At 67.6% G+C, this 3,618-nt stretch carries 3 protein-coding genes; 1 reads left to right on the top strand and 2 read right to left on the bottom strand.

Annotated elements, in window-relative coordinates; genetic code table 11:
* Nucleotides 1-37: 37 nt before the first annotated feature.
* Together ACFVIM_RS33970 and ACFVIM_RS33965 are read right to left on the bottom strand one after the other, a co-directional pair.
* Nucleotides 38-1,417, bottom strand: a complete 1,380-nt coding sequence (locus ACFVIM_RS33970; RefSeq protein WP_384309906.1) for an aspartate aminotransferase family protein — start codon at nt 1,415-1,417, stop codon at nt 38-40.
* Entirely contained in the window at nt 1,402-1,917 is a 516-nt protein-coding gene (locus ACFVIM_RS33965; RefSeq protein WP_384309904.1) for an Lrp/AsnC family transcriptional regulator, read from the bottom strand. Before ACFVIM_RS33965 ends, ACFVIM_RS33970 begins: the two co-directional genes overlap by 16 nt.
* Before the next feature lie 184 nt (nt 1,918-2,101).
* Here ACFVIM_RS33965 and ACFVIM_RS33960 point away from each other — a divergent pair, with 184 nt between their 5' ends.
* On the top strand, nt 2,102-3,550 hold the full coding sequence (locus ACFVIM_RS33960; protein ID WP_384309901.1) for a gamma-aminobutyraldehyde dehydrogenase: 1,449 nt from the start codon (nt 2,102-2,104) through the stop codon (nt 3,548-3,550).
* The last annotated feature ends 68 nt before the right edge of the window (nt 3,551-3,618 follow it).

The raw sequence follows: 3,618 nt of genomic DNA, 5'->3' as shown, positions 1-3,618 counted from the left end.
CCGGTCACCGGTGTCCGGCCCACAGGGGGGACGGGGATCAGAGCTTGGTCCACGCCTCCGTCAGCACCGCGCGGAGGACGCCCTCGATCTCGTCGAAGGTGGACTGGTCCGCGATCAGCGGCGGAGCCAGCTGGATGACCGGGTCGCCACGGTCGTCGGCGCGGCAGTACAGGCCGTTGTCGAAGAGGGCCTTGGAGAGGAAGCCGTAGAGCACGCGCTCCGTCTCCTCGTCCGTGAAGGTCTCCTTGGTGGCCTTGTCCTTCACCAGCTCGATGCCGTAGAAGAAGCCGTTTCCGCGCACATCGCCGACGATCGGCAGGTCGTGCAGCTTCTCCAGCGTCGCCTTGAAGGCACCCTCGTTGTCGAGGACGTGCTGGTTGAGGCCCTCGCGGTCGAAGATGTCGAGGTTGGCCAGGCCGACGGCGGCCGAGACCGGGTGACCACCGAAGGTGTAGCCGTGCAGGAAGGTGTTGTCGCCCTGGTAGAACGGCTCGGCGACGCGGTCCGAGACGATGCAGGCGCCGATCGGGGAGTAGCCCGAGGTCATGCCCTTGGCGCAGGTGATCATGTCCGGGATGTACCCGAACTTGTCACAGGCGAAGGTCGTGCCGAGGCGGCCGAAGGCGCAGATGACCTCGTCCGAGACGAGCAGCACGTCGTACTGGTCGCAGATCTCGCGGACGCGCTGGAAGTACCCGGGCGGCGGCGGGAAGCAGCCGCCCGCGTTCTGCACCGGCTCCAGGAAGACGGCGGCCACGGTCTCGGGGCCCTCGAACAGGATCTCCTGCTCGATCTGGTCGGCGGCCCAGCGGCCGAACGCCTCCGGGTCGTCGCCGTGGATCGGGGCGCGGTAGATGTTGGTGTTCGGCACCTTGTGCGCGCCGGGGACCAGCGGCTCGAAGGGGGCCTTCAGCGCGGGCAGACCCGTGATGGACAGGGCGCCCTGCGGGGTGCCGTGGTAGGCGACCGCGCGCGATATGACCTTGTACTTGGTGTGCTGGCCGCGCAGCTTCCAGTACTGCTTGGCCAGCTTCCACGCGGTCTCCACGGCCTCGCCGCCACCGGTGGTGAAGAAGACCTTGTTGAGATCGCCCGGGGCCTCGTGGGCCAGCCGCTCCGCCAGCTCGACCGCCTTGGGGTGGGCGTAGGACCAGACCGGGAAGAAGGCCAGTTCCTGCGCCTGCTTGTAGGCGGTCTCGGCCAGCTCGACCCGGCCGTGGCCCGCGTTCACGACGAAGAGCCCGGCGAGCCCGTCGATGTAACGCTTGCCCTTGTCGTCGTAGATGTAGGTGCCCTCACCGCGGACGATGGTGGGCACGGGGGCGTTCTCATACGACGACATGCGGGTGAAGTGCATCCACAGGTGGTCGTACGCGGTCTTCGAGAGGTCCTTGCTCACGGCTATCGGGTTCCCCACATGTAGGTCTGCTTCTTGAGCTTGAGGTAGACGAAGCTCTCGGTGGACCGCACACCGGGGAGCGCGCGGATCCGCTTGTTGATCACTTCGAGCAGGTGGTCGTCGTCCTCGCAGACGATCTCCACCATCAGGTCGAAGGAGCCCGCGGTCATCACCACGTACTCACACTCGGCCATGGCCGTCAGGGCGTCCGCCACCGGGTCGAGGTCGCCCTCGACCCGGACGCCGACCATCGCCTGACGCCGGAAGCCCACGGTGAGCGGGTCGGTGACGGCGACGATCTGCATCACGCCCTGGTCGAGCAGCTTCTGCACCCGCTGGCGCACCGCCGCCTCGGAGAGGCCCACGGCCTTGCCGATGGCGGCGTAGGGACGGCGTCCGTCCTCCTGGAGCTGCTCGATGATCGCGAGGGAGACGGCGTCGATCGCCGGGGACTGTGCTTTCCCGGCTGACCCGTTCCTGGAGTCTGCGCTTCGACTGGCCACATCCTCACCATGCACCTCAGGTCGTCCCTCTGGCAACCCCTGAGCGATGAAATTCGTTGTTGAGGGGGTGTGGAAGCACTGATTCCGTAGGTAGGGAGGGTCGGGGCTGTTGAAAGCGTCTGCATACCGATTAGGGTGGGCGATGCTGGGTTGTCTCACCCATCGGACCAACGGAGTTTCAGACAGGAGGGTGGCCACAGTGACCACCGAGCTGCGTCGTCTGCGCAACTACATCAACGGGGAGTTCCGGGACGCCGCCGACGGGCGGACGATCGACATCATCAACCCGGCCACCGGTGAGCCCTACGCCACCTCCCCCCTCTCCGGCCAGGCCGACGTCGACGCCGCGATGGACGCCGCCGCGGCCGCCTTCCCCGCCTGGCGCGACGCCACCCCGGCCGAGCGCCAGAAGGTCCTGCTGAAGATCGCCGACGCGATCGAGGAGCGGGCCGAGGACCTCATCGCCTGCGAGTCGCAGAACACCGGCAAGCCGCTCGAACTGGTCCGCACCGAGGAGATCCCTCCGATGGTCGACCAGATCCGCTTCTTCGCGGGTGCCGCGCGGATGCTGGAAGGCCGCTCCGCCGGTGAGTACATGGAGGGCATGACCTCCATCATCCGCCGCGAGCCCGTCGGTGTCTGCGCCCAGGTCGCCCCCTGGAACTACCCGATGATGATGGCCGTGTGGAAGTTCGCCCCCGCGCTCGCCGCCGGTAACGCGGTGGTGCTGAAGCCGTCGGACACCACCCCCGCCTCCACCGTGCTGATCGCCGAGATCATCGGCGCCATCGTGCCCAAGGGCGTCTTCAACGTCATCTGCGGCGACCGCGAGACCGGCCGTCAGATGGTGGAGCACCCCACCCCGGCGATGGCCTCCATCACCGGCTCCGTCCGCGCTGGCATCCAGGTCGCCGCCTCCGCCTCCAAGGACGTCAAGCGGGTCCACCTGGAGCTCGGCGGCAAGGCGCCCGTCGTCGTCTTCGATGATCTCGACAGTGCCGCCATCGCCAAGGCCGTCGAGGACATCGCGGTCGCCGGGTACTTCAACGCGGGCCAGGACTGTACGGCCGCCACCCGCGTGCTCGTCCAGGAGTCCATCCACGACGAGTTCGTGGCCGCGCTCGCGAAGGCCGCCGCCGAGACCAAGACCGGCGCCGCCGACGACGAGGACGTGCTCTACGGCCCGCTGAACAACGCCAACCAGCTCGCCCAGGTCTCCGGGTTCATCGACCGGCTGCCCGCCCACGCCAAGGTCGAGGCGGGCGGCCACCGCGTCGGCGAGAAGGGCTACTTCTACGCCCCCACCGTCGTCTCCGGCCTCCAGCAGGACGACGAGATCATCCAGAACGAGGTCTTCGGCCCCGTCATCACCGTCCAGTCCTTCACCGACGAGGCGCAGGCCCTGACCTGGGCGAACGACGTCGAGTACGCCCTGGCGTCCTCGGTGTGGACCAAGGACCACGCGCGCGCGATGCGGATGTCCAAGGCGCTGGACTTCGGGTGCGTGTGGATCAACACCCACATCCCGCTGGTCGCGGAGATGCCGCACGGCGGGTTCAAGAAGTCGGGGTACGGAAAGGACCTGTCGGCGTACGGGTTCGACGACTACACGCGGATCAAGCACGTGATGACGTCGCTCGACGCCTGATGGCGTCGGTTTGAGTCGGTTTGAGCGAGCTTTGAGCGGGCTTGAGACGCCTTGAGACGCCTTGAGAC

Origin of the sequence: Streptomyces sp. NPDC057638 (genome assembly GCF_042800315.1) — a bacterium.
In the GTDB taxonomy this organism is placed as follows: domain Bacteria; phylum Actinomycetota; class Actinomycetes; order Streptomycetales; family Streptomycetaceae; genus Streptomyces.
This window is presented reverse-complemented; position numbering and strand designations above follow the sequence as displayed.